Source organism: Methanosarcina spelaei (genome assembly GCF_002287235.1).
GTDB classification, from domain to species: domain Archaea; phylum Halobacteriota; class Methanosarcinia; order Methanosarcinales; family Methanosarcinaceae; genus Methanosarcina; species Methanosarcina spelaei.
In genome coordinates this window covers 1-2,207 of the sequence record NZ_LMVP01000226.1, presented here as the reverse complement: position 1 = coordinate 2,207, position 2,207 = coordinate 1, and the positions used below count along the sequence as shown (strand labels likewise).

Here is a 2,207-nt window from a genome sequence, read left to right as displayed (position 1 = left end):
ATTTAAAGAGGCTAACCTTGAAGGGGCTAACCTTGAAGGGGCTAACCTTAAAGAAGCTAACCTTGAAGGGGCTAACCTTAAAGGAGCTTCCTTTGAAGGAGCTAATCTCAAAATGGCTAAACTTGAAGGGGCTAACCTTTATGGAGCTGACCTTAAAATGGCTAATCTTGAAGGGGCTGACCTTAAAGGAGCTCAGAATTTATCACTTAACCAGCTTTCTAATGTAAAAACTCTTTATAATGCAAAATTAGACGAAAAGTTTTTTATAAAATTAAAAGAGAAATATCCTGCCCTTTTTGAAAAACCTGATGAATAACCGGATATTACAAAAATTTTCATCATTGTTTTTTATTTTCTCTATTCTCCGGAAACAGCTTAATGTTTAGCCTGCTATTCTCTAGATCAAAGTTTGCAAAAACCGTTTGCTTGTACATGTTCTAGTTTAGCTTGTCGATCTGGCCATTCTCGAGTAAAAAAGCCTTCAGGTTATTTCATTTCTTCTTAGCTCAAGCAGAAGAATTCAGCGATGTAAAATTCTTGAAGCTTTCAGGAAAGTCAAAGCTGTATAGCTTTGATGACTCTAATTATCTTACTGAATAAGTAGCATAGATACTATTTACATTGCCTGTCACAAGCTATCTTCTTAATTAAAAGTATTTAACATGATGCAAGTATTTAACGAATTAATACTATATCTGTTCTTTATGTGGGGTATTATATATTCTGAGATTGATAGGTTGTTAGATGCTAGGCACGACAAAGAAGAACAGCTTATAATTGCGAAATCTTTAGTAAAAAAAGCTCTTTTACAATTTTATTTCGATTGGAAGACTCGTGGTGAGTATGATGGGTACAGTATTTTTGAGGAAATGTTTAGAAGGCATGCTAGAGTTCTTATCGGGGTTGCTGTTGAGGTGCGTGACATATTGCCTGAACGGGTAACTAATGATCTTTTGTCTATAGTGTCTAATATGAAAACATTAGCAGGTGAACCCATACATACAGCCGACATAGAAAGATATAAAAAGCTATCTGATGAGTGTATGAGCGACGTATTAAATATGTATGAAAGTTTTGAAAAAGATCTTGATCAATGAATAACCTACATTCCGCAGATGTACACAGATGTAGAATTTATTTGCCGATTTGCCATATTATCTCATCAAATCCGATTTTAAGTTTTTAGCTTATTGCCGTATTGAGATAATAAGTGGCATTTTTGTGTACATCTGCGGAAAGTGGGGAATAATTATGCTACTTCAATTTTAATTTTATTTATTCTTTGAGAATTAATAGGTTGTGGGTGATTTATTGAATATTGTGAGCACAAGAATCTCTTTACATTTTTCTCAAACACGTGAGATGTACTCGTTTTTCAAAATTGATCAACAACTCACGGACACGACCAGTAGAACTTGACTTTTCAATAGATCCGAAATTCACGGATTTTTCCAGGGAATAAGGAATTGATTTTGGAATCGAAGCACTGGAATGAAAGATTATGAAGATGATGGGTCATGGATGTGGGTAGCTTTTGTACCAAGTTGTAGGCTAATACTTGACTTGCAATAGGACAAAGAAAACAGTATGTTGCGGCTAAGTTAGTTGAGTTAGTTAATAAACATTTTTCTGATAAAATCCCTGTTTTTGTCACAGATGGGTTGAACCTTTATAGAACACACCTGTAAGAGAGGCAGAAATTGTGGAATCAAAATGGATTTTAAAGGAACTGCTGACATTCAGGTGTTTTAAAACATCAATCAGATAAAGACGAACTATCAAAAAGAGATAAAGTAAAAAAATATCGTTACTATTCAGGTAGCCTTTTTAGGGCTACACAATTTTTCCTCTTTTCGAGGAAAAATTGGATTTACAATGAGTTATTTCTATCTTTGATGAAACGTGAAGAGATTCTTGCTCTGTGTACTTCAAATCCTGAAGTTATTGCAACTTACATTGAGAGTCTTGAATCTCAAATAAAACAGCTTAGTGAAAAATTGCAAGTTTTAGAATCTCGCTTAAATCAAAATAGCAGAAACAGCAGTAAACCTCCTTCTACTGATTTTTTTGTCAAAGGAAAACCTAATCCCAAGAGTCTCCGTAAAAAGAGCGAAAAGAACCCTGGAGGTCAAGAAGGTCATCCAGGAACAACTCTTAAAATGGTTGATAATCCTGATTAGGTAATAGAGCATTCTTTGAACTGCTGC

At 34.5% G+C, this 2,207-nt stretch carries 2 protein-coding genes and 2 pseudogenes; all 4 read left to right on the top strand.

The window, feature by feature from the left end; all coding sequences use genetic code 11:
- Nucleotides 1-316 (top strand): pentapeptide repeat-containing protein (locus ASJ81_RS11720; protein ID WP_141241689.1); only part of this gene is annotated, 316 nt, incomplete at its 5' end.
- Between the two features lie 346 nt (nt 317-662).
- Nucleotides 663-1,097: a hypothetical protein gene (locus ASJ81_RS11715; RefSeq protein WP_095644605.1), complete on the top strand. Its 435-nt coding sequence runs from the start codon at nt 663-665 to the stop codon at nt 1,095-1,097.
- A 394-nt stretch (nt 1,098-1,491) separates the two neighbouring features.
- Nucleotides 1,492-1,685 (top strand): annotated as a pseudogene (locus ASJ81_RS24785) (IS1-like element ISMac25 family transposase); the annotation flags it as partial.
- 207 nt (nt 1,686-1,892) lie between these two features.
- Nucleotides 1,893-2,177 (top strand): annotated as a pseudogene (locus tag ASJ81_RS11705) (DUF6444 domain-containing protein); the annotation flags it as partial.
- Between the last annotated feature and the right edge of the window lie 30 nt (nt 2,178-2,207).